This window comes from Streptomyces sp. NPDC050211 (assembly GCF_040656035.1).
Classification (GTDB): domain Bacteria; phylum Actinomycetota; class Actinomycetes; order Streptomycetales; family Streptomycetaceae; genus Streptomyces.
Window position 1 is genome coordinate 42,374 of the sequence record NZ_JBFALC010000027.1, and the last position, 18,611, is coordinate 60,984.

At 71.3% G+C, this 18,611-nt stretch carries 16 protein-coding genes; 12 read left to right on the forward strand and 4 right to left on the reverse strand.

Annotated features, from left to right (window positions below; all coding sequences use genetic code 11):
• Positions 1–102 precede the first annotated feature (102 nt).
• The 3 genes from AB0I98_RS25465 (at position 103) to AB0I98_RS25475 (ending at position 5,651) form a co-directional block, all read left to right on the forward strand.
• The gene (locus AB0I98_RS25465; RefSeq protein WP_362945444.1) at positions 103–1,713 is read left to right on the forward strand and encodes a flavin monoamine oxidase family protein; all 1,611 of its coding nucleotides are present in this window, start codon (positions 103–105) and stop codon (positions 1,711–1,713) included.
• Complete coding sequence (locus AB0I98_RS25470; protein ID WP_362945446.1) at positions 1,710–2,351, forward strand: Rid family hydrolase; 642 nt, start codon at positions 1,710–1,712, stop codon at positions 2,349–2,351. Before AB0I98_RS25465 ends, AB0I98_RS25470 begins: the two co-directional genes overlap by 4 nt.
• A 117-nt stretch (positions 2,352–2,468) precedes the next feature.
• The gene (locus AB0I98_RS25475; RefSeq protein ID WP_362945448.1) at positions 2,469–5,651 is read left to right on the forward strand and encodes an amidohydrolase family protein; all 3,183 of its coding nucleotides are present in this window, start codon (positions 2,469–2,471) and stop codon (positions 5,649–5,651) included.
• Here the strand turns inward: AB0I98_RS25475 and AB0I98_RS25480 are convergent, their stop codons facing one another.
• Together AB0I98_RS25480 and AB0I98_RS25485 are read right to left on the reverse strand one after the other, a co-directional pair.
• A complete protein-coding gene (locus tag AB0I98_RS25480; protein WP_362945450.1) occupies positions 5,652–6,371 on the reverse strand; it encodes an FAD binding domain-containing protein in 720 nt (239 codons plus the stop codon).
• Between the two features lie 120 nt (positions 6,372–6,491).
• The gene (locus tag AB0I98_RS25485; RefSeq protein WP_362945452.1) at positions 6,492–7,397 is read right to left on the reverse strand and encodes a MurR/RpiR family transcriptional regulator; all 906 of its coding nucleotides are present in this window, start codon (positions 7,395–7,397) and stop codon (positions 6,492–6,494) included.
• Between the two features lie 111 nt (positions 7,398–7,508).
• On the opposite strand from AB0I98_RS25485, the gene AB0I98_RS25490 reads away from it, so the two are divergent.
• The 9 genes from AB0I98_RS25490 to AB0I98_RS25530 all read left to right on the forward strand — a co-directional run bounded on the left by AB0I98_RS25490 (position 7,509) and on the right by AB0I98_RS25530 (position 16,171).
• Positions 7,509–8,666 carry a C45 family peptidase gene (locus tag AB0I98_RS25490; protein WP_362945454.1) on the forward strand — a complete coding sequence of 386 codons (1,158 nt, stop codon included), beginning with the start codon at positions 7,509–7,511 and terminating at the stop codon, positions 8,664–8,666.
• A 75-nt stretch (positions 8,667–8,741) separates the two neighbouring features.
• Positions 8,742–10,385 carry an ABC transporter substrate-binding protein gene (locus tag AB0I98_RS25495; RefSeq protein WP_362945456.1) on the forward strand — a complete coding sequence of 548 codons (1,644 nt, stop codon included), beginning with the start codon at positions 8,742–8,744 and terminating at the stop codon, positions 10,383–10,385.
• Positions 10,386–10,391: 6 nt separating this feature from the next.
• The gene (locus tag AB0I98_RS25500) at positions 10,392–11,345 is read left to right on the forward strand and encodes an ABC transporter permease (RefSeq protein ID WP_362945458.1); all 954 of its coding nucleotides are present in this window, start codon (positions 10,392–10,394) and stop codon (positions 11,343–11,345) included.
• The gene (locus tag AB0I98_RS25505; RefSeq protein WP_362945460.1) at positions 11,342–12,193 is read left to right on the forward strand and encodes an ABC transporter permease; all 852 of its coding nucleotides are present in this window, start codon (positions 11,342–11,344) and stop codon (positions 12,191–12,193) included. Before AB0I98_RS25500 ends, AB0I98_RS25505 begins: the two co-directional genes overlap by 4 nt.
• 6 nt (positions 12,194–12,199) lie before the next feature.
• On the forward strand, positions 12,200–13,222 hold the full coding sequence (locus AB0I98_RS25510; RefSeq protein WP_362945462.1) for an ABC transporter ATP-binding protein: 1,023 nt from the start codon (positions 12,200–12,202) through the stop codon (positions 13,220–13,222).
• Entirely contained in the window at positions 13,219–14,028 is an 810-nt protein-coding gene (locus AB0I98_RS25515; RefSeq protein WP_362945464.1) for an ATP-binding cassette domain-containing protein, read from the forward strand. The genes AB0I98_RS25510 and AB0I98_RS25515 overlap by 4 nt, the downstream gene beginning before the upstream one ends.
• A gap of 180 nt (positions 14,029–14,208) precedes the next feature.
• A complete protein-coding gene (locus AB0I98_RS25520; RefSeq protein ID WP_362945466.1) occupies positions 14,209–14,841 on the forward strand; it encodes a hypothetical protein in 633 nt (210 codons plus the stop codon).
• Between the two features lie 120 nt (positions 14,842–14,961).
• Positions 14,962–15,651 (forward strand): class F sortase, encoded by a 690-nt coding sequence (locus AB0I98_RS25525; RefSeq protein WP_362945468.1) that lies wholly within the window; start codon positions 14,962–14,964, stop codon positions 15,649–15,651.
• 106 nt (positions 15,652–15,757) lie between these two features.
• Entirely contained in the window at positions 15,758–16,171 is a 414-nt protein-coding gene (locus AB0I98_RS25530) for a VOC family protein (RefSeq protein WP_362945470.1), read from the forward strand.
• Positions 16,172–16,248: 77 nt separating this feature from the next.
• Here AB0I98_RS25530 and AB0I98_RS25535 read toward each other — a convergent pair whose 3' ends face one another.
• Together AB0I98_RS25535 and AB0I98_RS25540 are read right to left on the reverse strand one after the other, a co-directional pair.
• Positions 16,249–16,917, reverse strand: coding sequence for a DUF4328 domain-containing protein (locus tag AB0I98_RS25535; RefSeq protein ID WP_362945472.1), 669 nt, complete (start codon positions 16,915–16,917; stop codon positions 16,249–16,251).
• Positions 16,918–17,013: 96 nt separating this feature from the next.
• Positions 17,014–18,459 carry a glyceraldehyde-3-phosphate dehydrogenase gene (locus tag AB0I98_RS25540; protein ID WP_362945529.1) on the reverse strand — a complete coding sequence of 482 codons (1,446 nt, stop codon included), beginning with the start codon at positions 18,457–18,459 and terminating at the stop codon, positions 17,014–17,016.
• Between the last annotated feature and the right edge of the window lie 152 nt (positions 18,460–18,611).

Below are 18,611 nucleotides of genomic sequence, written 5' to 3' on the forward strand. Positions count from 1 at the left end.
CTCATGGGGTTCCTCCGGTCTCAGCAACAACTCGCCCCCCACGTGACCGGGTTGATCGGCCGATGTCGCGTCCGGACAGCGGGCGCGGAGGTGGAGGAGTGGATGGCTGAAGAGAGATCCGCGGCATCCAGGCGGGACTTCCTGCGTTCCGTGGGGGCCGCCGGGGGAGCGGGCGCGCTCTACTCGGCGATGGGCGCACTGGGACTCGCGCCGGTGCCGGACGTACGGGCAGCGGAGTACCGGGCACCCAGCGGGAGCGACTTCGCACTCAGTGGCCGCAGCGCCAAGAAGGTCCTGGTGCTCGGCGGTGGCATCGCCGGCCTGGCCACCGCGTTCGAACTGCGCAAGGCGGGATACGACTGCCGGATCCTGGAGGCGAAGGACCGGCCCGGCGGCCGCAACTGGACCGTGCGCGGCGGCACGACCCTGACCGATCTGGACGGCCGGAAACAGACGGCGTCGTTCTCCAAGGGCCAGTATATGAACGCGGGGCCCGCCCGGCTGCCCCAGTCGCATGTCACGCTCGAGTACTGCCGTGAACTCGGCGTCCCCGTCGAGGTGTTCACCAACCAGAACGCCAACGCGTACATCTACCACGAGAACAGCGCCGCCCTCGCCGGACAGCCGATCCGCTGGCGCACCGCGAAGGCCGACGTCTTCGGCTATGTCTCCGAACTCCTCGCCAAGGCCACCGACCAGGGCGCCCTCGACGCGCGGCTCACCGCCGCCGACAAGGAGCGGCTGATCGCCTTCCTGCAGAACTTCGGTGCCATCAAGGGCAAGGCGGACGGCTTCGCCTACACCGGCACCGACCGGCGCGGCTACTCCGTCGAGCCGGGGGCCGCGTTCGAGGAGGGCACCGTCCTGGGGTCGGTGCCCTCACTGTCGGACGTCATCGCGAGCGGTGTCGGGCAGCGCTTCTCCTTCGAGTTCGGCTATGACCAGGCCATGCTCATGTTCCAGCCCGTGGGCGGCATGGACGCCATCCCGCACGCCCTCGCCGAGGCGATCGGACGGGACCGGATCACGTACGGCGCCGAGGTGCTGGAGGTGAAGAACCTGGCGGACGGCGCAGACGTCACCTACAAGGACGCGCAGGGCCGTACCCGCACCCGCCACGCCGACTTCGTGGTGGCCGCCGTACCGCCCATGGTCATGGCCCGCATCAAGCACAACCTCGGCGCGGACGTCACGGCAGCGCTGAAGTACCCGGTCCCGACACCCGTCGGCAAGGTGGGCCTGGAGTACCGCAGCCGCTGGTGGGAGACCGACGAGCACATCTACGGAGGGATCACGCCCACCGACACGGACCTGGCCACCATCTGGTACCCGTCCCACGGCCACTTCGGCCGCCGCGGCACCCTCATCGGCTACTACAACTTCGGCGCCAACGCCCTTGCGTACAGCGCCCTGCCGCACAAGGAGCGCGTCGCGCGGGCGGTGAGCCGGGGCGTGAAGATCCATGGCGAGAAGTACCGCACCGAACTCGACCGCTCCTTCAGCGTGGCCTGGCACCGCACCCCGCACATCGAGGCCGGCTGGGTGGGCTGGCCCTCGCAGAACGGACCCGAGTACCGGCTGCTCAACCAGCCCGCGGGACACGTGTACTTCGCCGGCGACTGGCTCAGCCACGTCATCGCCTGGCAGCACGGCGCGTTCACCTCGGCCCGCAAGGTCGTGACCGACATCCACGAGAGGGTGATGGCCGTATGAACCGGCGTACCAAGGCAGTCATCGGTACGGCCCTGACCGCGTCGCTCCTCACGGGCGGCACCGCGCTCGCCGACGCCCGGGGCTGGTGGCCCGGCGCGAAGGAGGTGCGCGTCATGCTGCCCGAGGGCCAGTCCAACCCGGCCATCGCGAACGGCGTGGCGATGGGCGGGGAGGTGGCCGTATACCAGAGCAGCGGTCTCGGGCCCTCCGCGCTCAACCCCTCGGCGCCGCAAGGCACCCCGGAGTACTACACCGACCCGTCCCTCACCGAGGGCGCCCAAGGGGTCACGATCACCGAGGCACAGGCGCTCGTTGTGCTGCGCAACATCAAGACCAACCTGGCGGCCGCGGGGCTCACTCCGGCCGACGTCATCACGATGAAGTGCTATCTGATGAAGCCGCCCGGCACCGAGACCGCCGATTACGCGGGCTGGAACCGCGCTTACCGGCAGTATTTCGCCAACATCGACCTGAGCACACATCAGGTCGTGCCGGTACCCATGGGCACCTCCGCCCCGAAGCCGCCGCTCCTCGCCAACAAGGCCCGCCCGGCGCGCGCCACGATGGAGGTGGCCTCCCTCGCCGTCAAGGGCTGGCTGGTGGAGGTCGAGGTCACCGCGGCGTACAAGAAGCGCTGAGGAGTGAAGATCGGCTGAGATACGTCGGGGCGGGGTCCGTCAGCGGGCACCGCCCCGTACGTTGCCCTCAGTGGTCTCTCCTGTCCGGCACACCAACTCCGTGCACTGGGAGCTCTCTTGGACACCGAAGGCACCTCGGACGCCCCCCGTTCCGGCCCGCTCTCCCGCCGTAGATTCCTGCAAGCCACCGCCACGGCCACGGCGCTCGCCACCGTCACCGCGCCCGTCGCGACCGCCGCGTCCGGTGGTACGACCGCCCTCAACTTCACCGCGGCAACGGGCGGTTCCGCGACCCTCGCCCCCTCCGGGGACCGGCTGATCGCCGAGGTCCAGAACGTTCTCTGGTCCGTCTCCCGCGACGGCGGCCCCGCCGTCGCCCTCACCCCGCCCGGCCTCGAACCCACGCGTCCGCAGTACTCGCCCGACGGCAGCCGTCTCGTCGTGTGCGCCTACCGAGGCGGCGGCTTCCACCTCTGGACGCTGCGCCCCGACGGCACCGGGCTGCGGCAGCTCACCGACGGGCCGTGGGACGACCGGGGCCCGGCCTGGTCGCCGGACGGCACCCGGATCGCGTTCGCCTCCGAGCGCGGCGGCGACACCGTGAGCGGTGCCCCGTACCGCATCTGGGTCGTGGACGTGCGCACGGGCGCGCTGACCCGGCTCACCGGCCGCCCCGGCCAGGAGGGTCCCGGGCAGGGCTCCCGCTGGGAGGACTTCGACCCCACCTGGTCGCCGGACGGCGAGCGGGTGCTGTTCGTGCGTGCGGCCGTCACCGAGACGGGCACCCTCCGCGCGAACACCGTCGCGTCGGTGGCCGCCGACGGCTCGGGCCCGGTCACCACCGAGCACACCGACGACTCCGGTGCCCAGCTGATGACCCCCGCCGTCTCGCCCACCGGACGGCTGACTTACCTGCGCACCACGGCCTCGCCCGCGGCCTCGTGCGCCCTGGTCGTCGGCGGCGAACCGGTCGCCCTCGCGGGCGACGTCCTCCCGGCGCCGCCCCGCTGGACGGACGACGAGCGGCTGCTGCTGAACATCGACGGCCGCTTCCGCCTGGTCGACCCTGACGCTCCGGGCGACGGCGAGGAGATCCCGTTCGCGGCCACGCTGCCCGTGGACCGGCCCCGCTACCGCGGAAAGTCGTACGACTTCGAGGGCCTCGGCACCCGTCCCGTCCGCGCGCTGCACCTGCCCGCCCTGTCCCCGGACGGCCGCTCCGTCGCCTTCGCCGCGCTGAACGCGCTGTGGATCGCGGACACCAAGGGCGGCCGTGCACCGCGCAAGGTCCTTCAAGTCCCCGTCACCCGCTATGTGCTGGCGCCGACATGGACGCCCGACGGCAGGGCGCTGGTGTACTCCGACGACCGGGACGGCCTGCTCGCCGTACGGCGCCACGACCTCGGCTCCGGTGAGGAGACCGTGCTCGCCGAGGGCGGCCGGGTCTTCCCGGCGCTCTCGCCGGACGGGACGCGGCTGGCCTGCCTGGACATGTCCGGCAACCTCGTGGTGCGCGACCTGCCCGACGGCGCCGAACGGGTCCTGGCCGCCCCCCTCGGCGCGGGCGGACTGCCCGGCCGCCCCAGCTGGTCGCCCGACGGCCGATACGTGGCGCTGTGCGACCGCAACCGTCTCAACCAGCGCTTCCGAGAGGGCTACAACCTCATCCGGGTTGTCGACACCACCACCGGGACCGCCGTCCTGCACGCCCTCGCCCCGCACACCTCGCTCGCGGACCGCTACGACTCCGGGCCCGTCTGGTCCCCGGACGGCCGCTGGATGGCCGTGGTCGCCGAGTCGGCGCTGTGGCTGCTGCCGGTCCGGCCCGACGGCACCCCCGACGGTGAGCCGCGCCAACTCACCACCGAACCCGCCGACCACCCTTCCTGGTCCGCCGACGCCCGCACTCTTCTCTACCTCTCCGCGGGCACCCTGCGCCTGATCGACATCGGCACCGGCAAGTCCCGTACCGTCCGCGTTCCTCTCGACTACCGCAGACCGCGCCCGGCCGACACGGTCGTGCACGCGGGCCGCCTCTGGGACGGCACCGGGTCCGAAGTGCGCGAGGACATCGATGTCGTGATCCGCGACGGCCGTATCGCGGAGGTCTCACCGCACCGCGGCGGCCGCCCCGCCGCACGCCGCATCGACGCGAGCGACCGCACCGTGATCCCGGGCCTGTGGGACGCGCACACCCACCCCTGGCAGTCGACCTACGGTGGCCGCCAGACCGCCCTCCAAGTCGCCTATGGCGTCACGACGGCCGTCTCGCTGGGAGGCTTCGCCTACGAGCAGGCCCGCATCCGGGAGGCGGTCGCCGCAGGGGCCCTCGCCGGACCCCGGCTGCTGGCCACCGGCGAACTCCTGGACGGGCCGCGCGTCGCCTACAGCATGGGCAGAGCCCACCGCACCCCCGCGGGCCTGCGCCGTTCACTGGCACGCGGGGCCGCGCTGGACTGGGACTTCGTGAAGACGTACGTACGGGCCCCGGGCTGGGTCATGAAGGAGGCCGCTGACTTCGGGCACGACCGGCTCGGGGTGCGCAGCGGCAGCCATCTGTGCACCCCGGGCGTGCAGTTGGGCCAGGACCTGACGACCCATCTGCAGGCCACGCAGCGGCTGGAGTTCGGACATGCGACCTCCGCCTCCGGGCGTGCGTACCAGGACGTCGTGGAGATCTACACCCGCGCCGGCTTCCATCTCGTGGCCACGCCGTTCACGGCCGCGCCCCTGCTGGGCGCCGACCCCGCGCTCGCGGACGATCCGCGTGTCACCGCGATGATGCCGCCGTGGGACACCGCGCTGGTACGGCAGCAGGCCGGGCTGCCGCCCACCGACGCCCAACTGGCAACGCTGTCCCGGGAGATGGACGTCTACCGGCGCATCCTTGCGGGTGGCGGACTGATCGCGCTGGGCACGGACCAGCCGCTCGTCCCGGTGGGGCTGCATCTGCACCTGGCCCTGCGCGCACTGCACCGCTCCGGCCTGTCACCGGCCGACGCGCTGCGCACCGCAACTCTGCTGCCCGCACGGGTCTTCGGCGCCGACGACGATCTGGGCACGGTGGAGGAGGGCAAGCTCGCCGACCTCACCCTCGTCGACGGCGACCCGTTCACCGACTTCGCCACCCTGATCCGCACGGTCGCGGTCCTGCGCGGCGGAATCCTCTTCGAACAGGCGGACCTGGTCGACGCCTTCGAGTCCGCGCAGCCGTACCGGGCGTCCGCAGCCCAGGACTGGCTGGAGGTCAGCCGCCAGATGCGGCGCGAAGGGTGCTGCGACCCGGAGAGCGGGGCCTGATCACCCGCTGACTGAGCGGGTCAGCAGTTCGGTGACGTGCCGGCGGACCGTCTCCCAGGCGGTGGCGTCGAGTGTGCCGAGGTCGGTGCGGTGCAGGGCGTCGAGCACGTCCGCGCTGTCCTCGGCACCCGCGACGCTGCCGCTGAGGACCTCGTAGCCGTCGCGGACGGCGACGCGCAGTCGGGTGCCGCCGTCGTCGGCGTGCAGGGCGGAGGCGACGACGAACGGCGGCGGTCCGCCCGCTGCGGCCTCCAGCTTGCGGTAGCCGCTGATGATCGGTGCACTCCAGCGCAGGCCGACCAGCAGATGGTGTTTGGCCAGCACGTCGGAGAGGTCGGTCTCGAAGAGCCCCTCCGGTTCCAGCACCACCGCGCGGGCGTTCAGCACGACCGCGGCGGGCAGCAGACAGCGCAGCGTGCTGCCGACCAGGTTGCCGCCGACCGTGGCCGCCCGGCGCACTGCTCCGGTCCCGACCCCGGCCGCCGCCCGGTGCAGCACCTCCGGCACCCGGTGGTCGATCTGATTCAGCACGACGGCCGCGCCCAGCTCCTCGGCCCCGATCGTGTTGGCCTCCGGCAGATCGCGCAGCGACACGGCCAGTTCGGGGAAGCCGTCCCGCTGCCAGGTGGCCCACACCAGAGTCGCCCCGCCTATCGGCACCGCCCCGTCAGCCAGGCACTCCTGCGCTTCGGGTATGGACGTAGGCAGACGCAACTGCACGGCAACCGACCTGCTTTCCCGGAAAGTTGGCCGCGGTGGAGGCAGGACACCTCAGCCACATGATCACTTCTATGGCGCATTCTTACCCACATACGCGGGGCGCATACAGGGCTCAACGTGTCAGCGCGTGCGCCCCCCTGGATTGAGCAACTGGCCGCGCAGAGCGTCGAGCTGGTGGGCGTGCTCGACGGCGGACGTCTCGTCGAGCGTGGTGAGGGCGAGCAGGAGGACGTCCGCGATGACGAGGCCGGTCAGGGCTTCATTGGTGCTTCCGGTCGGGGTGTAGGGGGCGAGGAGGACCGAGTCGACGCGGTCCCCGAAGGCCTCGCTCAGTTCGTCGGTGACGAAGACGACCCGGGCGCCGACCGCGCGGGCCCGTTCGACCAGCACGGTGAGTTCGGACAGCGGCCGTCCCGGCTGGAAGATCACGACGGCGTCGCCCTGGCCGAGGGCGAGCAGCGCGTCGGCGAGGGCGAAGCCGGTGTCTCCGACGAAGCGGGCCCGGCGGCCGATGCGGCCGAGGGAGCGGGACAGGTGGCGTGCCGCCAGTTCGCAGGCGGCCACTCCGTAGCAGAGCACCTCGCGGGCCTCGGCCAGGACCGTGACCGCTCGTTCCAGGGCCTTGGTGTCGGCGAGTCGGCGGCACTGGTCGACGCGTTCCTGGGTCTCGTCGAAGACGTCGGTCCAGATCTTGTCGAGATCCTTGCCGACATGGGCGATGCGCTGGGCGAGCCGGACGTCGGGCGCCTGGGCGGCGGTGAAGTCGGCGGCCAACTCCCGCTTGAGCGCGGGCAGTCCGGCGTATCCGAGGCGCTGGAGGGCGCGTACGACGGTGGCGTTGCTGGTGCCGCTGGCGGTGCCCAGTTCCTGGGTGCTGGCGAACATCACCTGTTCCACCGGGGCGCTCACCAGATACTGCGCGACCGTCCGCTCGGAGGCGGACAGCTCGTCCCACAGCTCGCGGACGGTGGCCCGCAGGCGCGTCAGGCCTCCGGGGGCCGCACTGCCTGCCTGTGAAATTTCCATTACGACTCTTGACTCCCATGGCATCGCCGTTACGCTCTGAATAACTCGTTCCAGGAACATGAACACCTGGAACGAATGTTACGGCACGTCGGTCCTTCTAGGAGCCTCTCAATGAAACGCAGCCTTCCGGTCGTTGACATCTCCGGGACCCCGTCCCAGAGGGGCCGGCAGTACGGAGAGGCCGTGGCCCCCCAGCTGGGCGCCGCCCTCGCTTACTACGCGGAGGCCTTCGGGGTGTCCTCGGGCCTGACCTGGCAGCAGGTCACCGCGCGTGCCGCCCGCTGGCTGGAGCCCGTCCGTGACTACGCGCCCCACCTGCTGGAGGAGATGCAGGGCATCGCCGACGGTGCCGGTGTCGACCTGCTCGACGTGCTCGCGCTGAACGCACGCGGCGAGGTCATCTACGACGACTCCTTCGCGCGGATGCGGGAAGGGCGTACGACCGTACCCGCGGAGGAGCCCGCCGAGGGCTGCACCTCGTTCGCCGCGTACGGCCCGGCGAGCGGTGACGGCCATGTGTGGGCGGGCCAGAACTGGGACTGGCGGGCGGGGGTCGGCGACACCGTCGTCATGCTCCGGATCGTCCAGCCGCCGAAACCCACCCTGATCATGCAGGTGGAGGCCGGGCAGATCGGCCGCCAGGGCGCCAACTCCGCGGGCATCGCCCTCAACGCCAACGGCCTCGGCGGACGCTTCGACGACGCCGTGGGCCTGCCGCAGACCGTGATCCGGCGCAGCGTCCTGGACCAGGCGAGCATCACGGACGCACTGGAGGTGCTCTGCCAGACCCGCGCGCACATCGCCAGCAACGCCCTGCTGACCTGCCGTGAAGGCTTCGCCGTCGACATCGAGACCACCCCGGCAGGGCACGGCTGGATGTACCCGGCCGACGGACTGCTCGTGCACGGCAACCACTACCAGGCCGGCGTCCCCGCCGCCCTCGCCGCGGACTACCGGCCGCTCTCCCCCGACTCGCTCGTCCGCGTGCCCCGCGCCGAGGACGGCCTGCGTCTGCTGCGCGAGGCGACCGGCCCGGACGAGTCCCGCAAGCTGATCAAGCAGGCGATGTCGGACCACCTCGGCTTCCCCGAGTCCCTCTGCACCCACGCCGACCCACGCAAACCCGAGGTCAGGCACTGGTCCACCCTGGTGTCCTCCTGTGTGGACCTCACCGCGGGCGACTACCACGTCACGGCCGGCACCCCCTGCGACCGCGAGTACCAGCACCTGCCCTGGAACCTCTACGACGGCCCCCACGCCCCGAACTGATCCGGTCTCCCGCACCCCCCACATGCCGCAGCTCCCCGCCCTCCTCCCAGCCCCGCCCCGCCCAGGAGCCCCGCCATGAAACTCTCGACCTGTCTCGCCGCCGTCGGCCTCGCCGGCGCGATGACCCTGACCGCCGCGTGCAGCGGCGCCGACACCGGTTCCGCCCAGGGCACCGCGAACGTCGACGTCTCGAAGCTGAAGCTCACCCCGACCACCGCGGCGGCCAAGGGCGCCGTCGACTCGGTGAACTGGCTGCTCGAGGACGAGCCCGAGTCCCTCGACCTCGACACCCAGGGCGGCAGCGCCGGACGCACCGTCCTGAGCAACGTCTGCGAACGCCTCTACCAGCTCCAGCCCGACATGTCCGTGCGCCCCTCCCTCGTGGCGAAGGAGACCAGGCCGGACGCCAAGACCCTGGTCCTGACCCTGCGCGACGACGTCACCTTCCACGACGGCTCCGCGATGACCGCCGACGACGTCCTCTACAGCCTGCGGCGCCACGCCGAGCCGGAGATGGAGCAGTCCGACGAGTTCGCGAACGTGAGCCGGATGACCAAGACCGGCGACCGCGAGATCACCGTCGCGTTCAAGCAGCCCGACGCCCTGTTCACCAAGGCGCTCGCGGGCGACGCCGGGCTCGTCCTCAACCGCGAGCAGGTCGAGAAGGCGGGCGACGACTTCGGCACGCCCGGCCAGGGCGACGCCTGCTCGGGGCCGTACGAGCTGACCGGCTGGAAGTCCGGCGACTCGATCACCCTCACCCGCTCCGACGACTACTGGGGTGAGCAGCCGCTGACGAAGCGGGTCGTCTTCCGGTGGGCCGCGGACAGCGCGATGGTCAACGCACTGAGCACCGGGGCCGCCGACGGCGCCTACCTCGACACCGTCTCCTCGGCCGCCGCCCTGCGCGGCAAGTCCGGCCTCGACCAGCACTACGGACCGAGCACCGCCGCCCTCGCCCTCATCCCCACCGAACGCGGCGGACTCGCCGACCCCGACGTCCGCAAGGCCCTCTCCCTGGCCCTCGACCGCGAGGGCATCGCCAAGTCCGGCTACGGCGGACTCGTCGAACCGTGGGCCACCGCCGTCGGCTCCGGGGCCTGGGGCTACGAGAAGGCCGCCTTCCAAGCCGCCCAGAAGCAGCTCACCGGCGCCCCCGCCAAGCCCGACGCGGAGGATCTGGCCGCGGCGAAGGACCTCGTCAAGAACGCCAAGGCCGCGCCCGACACCCCCATCGTGATCGGCACCGACAGCACCCAGGGCCGCCTCGTCATCGCCAACGCCGTACGCGCCGCCCTGACCCAGATCGGCCTGAAGGCACAGATCAAGACGGTGCCGTCCGCCACGTACGGAGAGTTCTATGGCGACAAGGAGGCCCGCGCGGACATCGACGTCCTGGTGGCCGACTGGTACATCTCCAAGAGCGATCCGGCCGGCTTCTACGACAACGGCGTCACCGACAGCTCCAACAACTGGGTCGGCTTCAGCAGCGCCGCCTTCGACAGCAAGATCGAAGAAGCGCTGCGCACGATCGACGACAGCAAGCGCGCCGCCCTCGTCATCGACGCCCAGCGGCTCTTCAGTGAGTCCGCGGTGTGGATCCCCGTCGCCCAGATGCCGACCGTCCTCGTCCTGAACGACGAGCTGACGGGCCCGCCGGCCTCCATGGCGTACCTCTATTCGCCGTGGGCCGCGCGGCTCGGCGCGAAGAAGGGCTGAACAACCATGATCGGCGCCCTTGGACGGCGGATCGCGGGACTGGTGGCCACCCTGCTGGCGGCATCCTTCGTGATCTTCGCCGCCGTGTACGCGGCCCCCGGCGACCCGGCCGTCTTCCTGGCCGGCGGACGCGACAAGCTCACCCCGGAGCGGCTCGCCACGGTCCGGGAGCAGTACCACCTCGACGAGCCCCTGGTCGTCCAGTACGGCCGCTGGCTCTGGGACTGCGCCCACCTCGACCTCGGCCGCTCCTTCCAGTACAGCGACCAGGTCACCGACCTGCTCGGGGCGCGCTTTCCCACCACGCTCGCCCTCGTCGGCTACGCCACCGTCCTGTTCGTCGTCCTCGGCGTCGGCGCCGGCATCCTCGCCGCCGTCCGGCGCGGCACCTGGGTCGACTCGGCCGTGGTCGGCGGCACCACCCTCGCCGCGTCCGTGCCGTCCTTCGTCGGTGGCATCGCCCTGGTCGCCCTGTTCGGCGTCGAACTCGGCTGGTTCCCGGTGACGGGCGGCGGCGAGGGCTTCGCCGGAACCCTGCACCACCTGACCCTGCCCGCCGTGGCCATGGCCCTCGGCGCGCTCGCCGTCATCAGCCGGGTCACCCGCCAGGCCATGGTGGACGCGGGCACCGCCGAGCATGTGGCGGTGGCCCGGGCCGCCGGACTGCCCGAACGGGAGATCATCCGCAGGCATGTCCTGCGCAACGCGCTGGGCCCGATCGTCACCATGTGCGGTCTGGTCACCGCGGGCATGCTCGCCGGCACCGTCGCCATCGAGACCGTCTTCGGGATCAGCGGCATCGGCTCCCTGCTGGTCGGCGCTATCAACAGCCATGACTTCCCGGTCGCTCAGGCGGTCCTGCTGCTGATGGTCACCTCGTACATCGTCGTCACCACCGTCGTGGACCTCGCGCACCCCCTGCTCGACCCGCGCCTCAAAAGCATGAGGAGCCCCGCATGACCGCCGTCCCCGCCGGCGTCCTTCTCCCTCTGCGGAAGCGCCCCCGCCGCCCTCTGAGCGTGCTCGTCTCCGGCGCCTTCCTCGGGCTGGTCGTGCTCGCCGCCGTCCTCGCCCCCCTGCTCGCGCCGTACACGCCGGACGCCGTGGACCTGTCGTCGTCCCTGGTCGGCACGAGCGGCGCCCACCCCCTCGGCACCGACGCCTCCGGCCAGGACCTGCTCTCCCGGGTCCTCTATGGAGCCCGTACGAGCCTGATCGCGCCGCTGCTGCTGCTCCTGCTGGCGGCCGTCCTCGGCGTCACCCTCGGCACGGTCGCGGCCTGGCGGGGCGGCTGGGTGGACACGCTGGTCTCCCGGATCACCGACGTCATGTACGCGTTCCCGGGCCTGCTGTTCGTCGTGCTGATCATCGCCGTGTTCGGCACCGGCATGACGACGTCCGTGATCGCGCTCGGGCTGGCCTTTGCCCCGACGATCGCGAAGTACACCCGCAGCGTCGCCCTGGCCGAACGGTCCATGTCCTACATCGACGCCTACCGCGTCCAGGGCATGAGCGGCGCCCGGAGCTGCGTGGCCCACCTCGTGCCCAACCTCGCCCGCTCGATCGCCGGCTATCTGGTGGTCCTGTTCGGCGAGTCCCTGATGAGCCTCGCCACCCTCAGCTACCTCGGCTTCGGCGCCCAGCCGCCCAGCTCCGACTGGGGGCTCATGGTGCAGGAGGGGCAGGCCGCGATCGTCCAGGGTGCCCTACTCCCCGCACTCGTGCCGGGCACCGCCATCGCCGCCGTCGTGGTGGCCTTCAACGTGGTCGGCGTCTGGGCCGCCGACCGGCTCGGCGCCAGGAGGTAGCCCGCCATGCTGCTCGACATCGAGAACCTGACCGTGCTGCTGCCCGGCGCCGCCCGGCCCCTGCTCGCGGAGGTGTCCCTGCGGGTCCGCAGCGGAGAGGTCGTCGGCCTCGTCGGCGAATCCGGCTCCGGCAAGTCCACCACCGCCAAGGCCGTGCTGAACATCCTCCCCGAGGCCTCGCGGGCCGAGGGCCGCGTCCTGGTCGACGGCACCGACGCCCTGTCCCTGACCGGCGCACGGCTGCGCGACCACCGCTCCCGCACGGTCGCCATGGTCCACCAGGACCCGCGCTCCGCACTGAACCCCGTACGCCGGATCGGGGACTTCCTGACCGAACGGCTCGCCCGCACCGGCACCACGGACAAGCGCGCCGCCCGCGGCCGCGCCGTCGAACTCCTCGACGCCGTAGGCCTGCCGGATCCCGAACGACACGTCCGGCAGCATCCCCACGAACTGTCCGGCGGCATGCTGCAACGCGTCGTCATCGCCGGCGCCCTCGCCACCGAGCCCGCGCTGCTGCTGGCCGACGAGGCCACCAGCGCGCTGGACGTCACCACGCAGGCCGACATCCTCGCCTTGCTGCGCACCCTGCGCGAGCAGCGCGACCTGGGGCTGCTGTTCATCACCCACGACCTGCACCTGGCCGCCGCCTACTGCGACCGCGTGTACGTCATGTACGCGGGCCGCGTCGCCGAGGAGCAGGACGCGCAGCGCCTCTTCTCCGACGCCCGCCACCCTTACACGCGCGGACTGCTGGCGTGCTCACCCGAACTGGGCGAGACGACCCGCCCCCTGGCCCCGATCCCCGGCCGCCCGCCATCGCTCGCGGACACGTTCCCCGGCTGCCCCTTCGCCCCCCGGTGCGCGCACGCCGAACCGGCCTGCGACACCTGGCAGCCGGAGCCGCTCCCGGTCCCGGGCGGCGGCGTGGCAGCGTGCCGCCGTCTGCCCGAGCTGCCCGATCTCGACGTCCCTGCCCCGTCCGACCAGCTCGATCCGGCCGCGCAGGCCACCGGGAGTACACGGTGAAGGAAAACGCCACGCCCCTGCTCGTCGTCGACGCCGTGCGCAAGACCTACCGGCTGCCGGACGGCGACCGGCTCACCGCCGCCGACCAGGTCTCCTTCACCGTTCCCCGCGGCGGCTCCGTCGGCATCGTGGGGGAGTCCGGGTCGGGCAAGAGCACCGTCGCGCGGATGCTCGTCGGCCTGATCCGGCCCGACTCCGGCACGATCACGGTGAACGGAAAGGACCGCACAGCCGGCCGCGGGCGACGCACCCGCCGTGACCGGCTGGCCCGCGCCCGCGAGATCCAGATGGTCTTCCAGGACCCCTACGTCTCACTCGACCCACGGCTCACGGCCCGCCAGTGCCTGCGCATCGCGCTCGGACTGCACGGCCACCCCTCGACGGACACCCAGATCGCCGCCCTGCTCGACCAGGTCGGCCTGGGCACCCGCGAGGCGGACGCCAAGCCGCACGAACTCTCCGGCGGCCAGCGGCAGCGCCTCGCCATCGCCCGGGCACTCGCCGTCGAACCACGGATCCTGGTCCTCGACGAAGCGGTCGCCGCGCTCGACGTGTCGATCCAGGCCCAGATCCTCCAGCTCCTCGGCGACATCCGACGGGACACGGGCGTGGCCCTCGTCTTCGTCAGCCATGACCTGGCCGTCGTGCACCACATCACCGACGAGACCGTGGTGATGCGCCGGGGTGTCGTGGTCGAGCAGGGCCCGACCCCGAGCGTGCTGAGCGCCCCCGAGCACGCGTACACCCGGCGGCTCCTCGCCTCGGTGCCCCGCCAGGGCTGGGATCCGGCCGAAGCCCGGCTGTAGGGCCCGGCGGGCGGTGGGGGAGGGCGCGTCAGGGATGCCGCCGTCCGGGGTGCGGGGGTAACCCGAGTGATCGCCTCGAATGGTGGGACGGTCCGGTTCGGCTGACGGTGGATCACGTCAAGGCCGGGTCACCCAGCTGGCGAAGCGTCAGCTGCCCGGGTGTGACGGAAGGATTCACAGATGCGCTCTGCACGCATGCTGGTCGCGTCAGCCGCGGCCACGGCCGCGCTCGCGATCGCCGCACCCGCCTACGCCGACTCGACGGGTGAGTGGGACCGCGACGACTCCTCCTACGGCAAGGAGAAGGACCACGACGAAGACTCTTCCTACGGCAAGAAGCACGACAAGGACAGCAGGCACGACATGCCGCGCGGCGGGATGCACACGGGTGGCGGAGCGCTGGCCCTGGCGAACCAGGACGACTGGGGCTCGGCCAGGGACCCCAAGCACGACCCGAACACCTACCGGAACGACCACGGCCGAAGCGACGAGGACTCCTGGGGCCACCGGCACGACGGTGAGCACGACCACGACTCGGAGCACAACGATCACGGCCGGGAGTCGGGGCGCGGCGATCACAACGATCACGGCAGGGAGTCGGGGCACGACGAGCACGGCCACGACTCTGGGCGCGGCGAGCACCACGACGAGTCCGGGAAGCCCGACCACCACAAGCCGCGCGGCGGCGTGCACACCGGCGGCGGCGCGCTCGCCTCGCCGGGCGTGACGGCCGCCGGGCTGGCCATGCTGGGCGTGGCCGGTACCGGCATGTACGCGCTGCGGCGCAAGAAGGCCCCCGAGGGCGCGGCCTGACTGCCCGCTGCCGACGACATGACCGCCGAGGCCGCCGCACGTCCCCCTCGCGTCGCGGCGGCCCGGCTCGCCCTTCCCGCGAGATGACCCCGCTGCCGTGCCCGAGTGAGGTGGTGTCCGATGGCAGCCAGCCCTCCTTCCCCTACCGACGCCGAAACGCCGCCCACGTCGCTGGGATCCCGCAGAGTCGCGACGATCTTCTGGAGTGGGGTTGCCCTGGTCGTCGTGGCGGTGAGCCTGTTCGGCGGTGAGGACGAGCCGTCCGGCACCGGACACGCGCACCATGCCGCACCGGCCGCCACATCGTCCCCGTCTCCGGCCTCGTCCTCTTCCGCGACGCCACGAGCCGGAAAACACCTGCCGCGGTCCAAGCCGATCCGTCTGCGCATCCCGAAGATCTCGGTCGACGCGCCCTTCACCCCCCTCGCCATCGGCCGCTCGGGCCAGCTCGAGGCCCCACCGGCGGACGAGGTCAATCTCGTCGGCTGGTACGCCAAGGGGGTGTCCCCGGGGGAGGCGGGTACGTCCATCATCGCCGGGCATGTGGACACGGCGACGTCTCCGGCCGTGTTCGCGGAACTCCGCGAGCTGGAGAAGGGTGACCGGTTCCGGGTGAAGCGAGCCGACCGGCGCATCGCGACGTTCGTGGTCGACAGCGTGGAGACCTTCGACAAGGACAGCTTCCCCGACGAGCGGGTGTACGCCGACACCCCGCAGGCCCAGGTCCGTCTCATCACCTGCGCCGGGGACTACGACCGCAGCGCCAAGGACTACACGGAGAACCTCGTCGTCTTCGCCCACCTCGTCTGACGTCGGCCCCTGTTTGCTCCATGTGGGCCTGCGGGACGGGCCGTTGTCAGTGCCGGGCGCTAGCGTCCTTGGCATCGGCTTTCAGCCACATTTCCGGGAGGAATCCATGGCCTCGCGCCTCAACCCGTACCTCAGCTTCGACGGCGACGCCAGGCAGGCGTTGGAGTTCTACAAAGAGATCTTCGGCGGCACGCTGAAGCTCAACACCTACGGCGAGTTCGGACAGCCGGACGCGCCCAACGCCGACAAGATCATGCACGGCATGCTGGAGACCCCGAGCGGCTTCACCCTGATGGGCGCCGACGCCCCGCCCGGGATGCCGAACAACCCCGGCAACAACTTCTCCGTGAGTCTGAGCGGCGACGACGACGCCGTGCTGCGCGGGTACTGGGAGAAGCTGTCCGACGGCGGCACCGTGTCCGTGCCGTTCGAGAAGCAGATGTGGGGCGACATCTTCGGGATGTGCACGGACCGCTTCGGCATCCCGTGGATGGTCGACATCGTCCAGCAAGGCAGCTGACCGCAGCCGCCCGCCGACGGCCCCCTCTGTATGGGGCCGTCGGCGGGCGTACCTGTGGGGACGACTCAAGCCTCGGCTCACTGGGGCGCGGCGACTCCGGCAGTCCGGCGGTCCTCCTGCGCCGAGGTGAGGGCGCGGACCATCAGGGCGCCCGCCACGGCCGCGCCCACCATGGCCGCGTCGGCCGCCAGCAGCACCCCGACATCGGAGTAGGCACGCGCGATGACCTCGTCCTTGGAGTCGGTGTACATCAGCCCCACTCCGCTGACCATCCCGATCAGCCACAGTGCCCACCACCAGTTCACGACACGCGGCAGCGGCTGCTCCGGGGCGCCGGTGCGGTGGATGTCGGCGACGAGGCCGCGGGGGATCCACAGGTTCGCGACGGGGATGATCCAGCCGAGGTAGATCCACGGCCAGGCGTAGCGGGGCCGCTGTCCCGAAAGGGCGTAAGCGTTGTCCCGGACGCGCCACAGCCAGGTGATGAAGGCGATGGCGCAGACCACCGTGGCCGCGTCTCCCAGGGAACTGACGATGTGGTAGGCGTCCTCGAGGCCGGTCAGCGGGCGGTGTACGCCGTCGCCCTGGTCCGGTGGTCCGGAAGCCGGCTGTCCCGCTGCCGCGAGCCGGATCTGCCAGACGGCTCGGGCCGTCCAGGCCACACCGACGAGGATGAGAGCGGCGACGGCACACAGGGCGGTTCCACGGACCGGGCGCAGGGCGGACGGGGCTATTTGATCTTTCACCCGGACATCCTGCCGTGCGGGCAGCCGCGCACGCCAGGTACCCCGGGTGACAGTGCCGTGCGCAACCGGACACGGCACCGTCACGAAGACGGGTGGTCAGACCGCCATGGCCGGGTAGGTCGGGTACTCCACGCCGGAGACGTGCTGGACGACGCGGATGACCTGGCAGGAGTAGCCGAACTCGTTGTCGTACCAGAGGTAGAGGATGGCGTTGTCGCCGTCGACCTTCGTGGCTCCGGCGTCGACGATCGAGGCGTGGCGGGAGCCGATGAAGTCGCTGGAGACGGCGTCGGGGGCGCTGGTGAAGTCGATCTGGCGGCGCAGGGGCGAGGTGAGCGAGACGTCGCGGAGGTGGTCGAGGACTTCCTCGCGGGTGGTCTCGCGGCCGAGCCGCAGGCTGAGGATGGCGATCGAGACGTCCGGGACCGGGACCCGGATCGAGCTGCCGGTGATCGGCGCCTTGAGGTCGGGCAGCGCCTTGGCGACGGCGGAGGCGGCACCCGTCTCGGTGATCACCATGTTGAGCGGCGCGGAGCGGCCACGCCGGTCGGCCTTGTGGTAATTGTCCAGCAGGTTCTGGTCGTTGGTGAACGAGTGGACGGTCTCCACGTGGCCGCGCAGCACGCCGTACTCGTCGGCCATCGCCTTCAGCGGCGGGACGATCGCGTTGGTGGTGCAGGAGGCGCAGGACAGGATCTGCTCGTCCGGCTTGATCGTGTCGTGGTTGACGCCGTGCACGATGTTGGGGACATCGCCCTTGCCCGGTGCGGTCAGCACGACCTTGTCGATGCCGGGGCGCAGATGCTGGGACAGGCCCTCGCGGTCGCGCCACTTGCCGGTGTTGTCGATGAGGATGGCGTCCTTGATGCCGTACGCCGTGTAGTCGACCTCGGACGGGTCGCTCGCGTAGATCACCTTGATCTCGTTGCCGTTGGCGATGATCGTGCTGTTCGCCTCGTCGACGGTGATCGTGCCCTGGAACTGGCCGTGGATGGAGTCGCGGCGCAGCAGTGAGGCGCGCTTGACGATGTCCTGCTCGCCGCCCTGGCGCACGACCACGGCGCGCAGCCGCAGCCCGTTGCCGGAGCCGGCCTTCTCGATCAGCAGCCGGGCGACGAGGCGGCCGATGCGGCCGAAGCCGTAGAGGACTACGTCACGCGGTTCGCGGCGCTCGATCTTGTTGGCGCCCGTGGCTCCGGCGACGGCCTCGGCGGTGAACTCGGCCACCGACAGACCCCGGTCGTCGGCCCGGTACGTCTCGGCCAGCATGCCGAGGTCGATCTGCGAGGGGCCGAGATCGAGCGCGGTGATGGCCCGCAGGAACGGCAGGGTGTCCGTGACGGACAGTTCCTCGCCGGCGATCTGCCGGGCGAAGCGGTGTGTCTTGAGGATGCTCACCACCGACTTGTTCACCAGGGAGCGGCTGTGCAGCAGGACGGTCACGTCCCGCTCGCGGTGCAGCTTCCCGATGATCGGGATCATCGACTCCGCTATCTCCTCGCGGTTCTTCCAGTTGGTGAACGAGTCCTCGTTGACAGTCACAGGATCCATCTCTTTCGAGCTAGGTAGCGCTCAGATGGTAACGGCACGCTCGTTCGATCAGCGGAGGTGGGTCGACGGGTATCCGGTACGTACCGTTCCTTTGCAGTGGGCACCCTTGACAGGGTGCGTGGTGTTTCGCGACGTTTGAGCCG

What these genes read in the sequence shown, in the direction of transcription:
- AB0I98_RS25470 (WP_362945446.1), top strand. Translation starts at nt 1,710, where the DNA reads ATGAACCGGCGTACCAAGGCAGTCATCGGTACGGCCCTGACCGCGTCG.
- AB0I98_RS25505 (WP_362945460.1), top strand. Translation starts at nt 11,342, where the DNA reads ATGACCGCCGTCCCCGCCGGCGTCCTTCTCCCTCTGCGGAAGCGCCCC.
- AB0I98_RS25465 (WP_362945444.1), top strand. Translation starts at nt 103, where the DNA reads ATGGCTGAAGAGAGATCCGCGGCATCCAGGCGGGACTTCCTGCGTTCC.
- AB0I98_RS25500 (WP_362945458.1), top strand. Translation starts at nt 10,392, where the DNA reads ATGATCGGCGCCCTTGGACGGCGGATCGCGGGACTGGTGGCCACCCTG.
- AB0I98_RS25495 (WP_362945456.1), top strand. Translation starts at nt 8,742, where the DNA reads ATGAAACTCTCGACCTGTCTCGCCGCCGTCGGCCTCGCCGGCGCGATG.
- AB0I98_RS25520 (WP_362945466.1), top strand. Translation starts at nt 14,209, where the DNA reads ATGCGCTCTGCACGCATGCTGGTCGCGTCAGCCGCGGCCACGGCCGCG.
- AB0I98_RS25485 (WP_362945452.1), bottom strand. Translation starts at nt 7,397, where the DNA reads ATGGAAATTTCACAGGCAGGCAGTGCGGCCCCCGGAGGCCTGACGCGC.
- AB0I98_RS25525 (WP_362945468.1), top strand. Translation starts at nt 14,962, where the DNA reads ATGGCAGCCAGCCCTCCTTCCCCTACCGACGCCGAAACGCCGCCCACG.
- AB0I98_RS25510 (WP_362945462.1), top strand. Translation starts at nt 12,200, where the DNA reads ATGCTGCTCGACATCGAGAACCTGACCGTGCTGCTGCCCGGCGCCGCC.
- AB0I98_RS25490 (WP_362945454.1), top strand. Translation starts at nt 7,509, where the DNA reads ATGAAACGCAGCCTTCCGGTCGTTGACATCTCCGGGACCCCGTCCCAG.
- AB0I98_RS25530 (WP_362945470.1), top strand. Translation starts at nt 15,758, where the DNA reads ATGGCCTCGCGCCTCAACCCGTACCTCAGCTTCGACGGCGACGCCAGG.